Raw genomic sequence first — 900 nt, 5'->3', positions numbered from 1 at the left:
AGGCTCGTCGATCAGCCCTGGCGCATCATGTCCATCGGCCTGCGCGAATGGGCTCATGGGTTCTGATCAATGGGATTGGTATTAACCATTAGGCCCCAGTGTTGATGAAAACCTGTTCATGAAAGTCATCGACATGGGCCTCTTCAACAATCTGAGCATTCGCTCCAAGGTCATCTCGGCCTTTGCCGGGGTACTGCTCTGCGGCACAGCCTTGGGAGTGTGGGCGGTTGTTGACGTGCGTCAGCTGAATGCCTCCACAGCCCAGATCAATGACAAGGTCGGTGACCTGCGCCTCCTGTCGGGCATGGGTGTTCAGCTCGAGCGTATCCGTTTGACTGATGGCTTGCTGGTGATTGCTCAAACTCCTGATGAGCAGGCGGATCTGGCCCGGTCCAGCGCCGACGCGCGTCGGAAGTTCACCACGACCTTGGCAGACTACGAGGCCACTCTGAGCTCCGGCGAAGAACGACAGCTTGCGGACGGCATCCGGTCTGGCTGGGAGCGCTTCGAAGCTGCGGAACGTGTTCTGGCGCCGTTGGTTCAGGATGGCGATCGACCAAAGGCCGAGGCCGCCCTGTCGGGCGGTATCCGGCGTGAGGGTGTAGGCCTGCGGAGCGCCATCGAGAAAGCCGCTGCGCACCAGGAACGTCAAGCTGACAGCGTGGTTACCGCAGCCGCCGCGATTGGCGCTTCTGCTGTGACCTGGATCGCAGTGCTGCTGGCCATGATGGTGGTCGTCTGTGTCCTCGCCGGGACCTCCATGGTCCGTGGTGTCGCAGCTCCAGTTCGCGCCATGACGGCGGCGATGCGCCGCCTGGCGGATCGGGACATGGCGGTGCTGATCCCGGGCGCCGGTCGCGGTGACGAGGTGGGCGGCATGGCGGCCGCCGTGCAGGTGTT

General features: G+C 62.9%; 1 protein-coding gene. It reads left to right on the top strand.

Annotated features, from left to right (window positions below; genetic code table 11):
• Positions 1 to 118 precede the first annotated feature (118 nt).
• A partial coding sequence (locus D2K64_RS23840; protein WP_120010912.1) for an MCP four helix bundle domain-containing protein occupies positions 119 to 900 on the top strand: 782 nt, incomplete at its 3' end.

Source organism: Teichococcus vastitatis (assembly GCF_003604215.1).
Classification (GTDB): domain Bacteria; phylum Pseudomonadota; class Alphaproteobacteria; order Acetobacterales; family Acetobacteraceae; genus Pseudoroseomonas; species Pseudoroseomonas vastitatis.
This window is presented reverse-complemented; position numbering and strand designations above follow the sequence as displayed.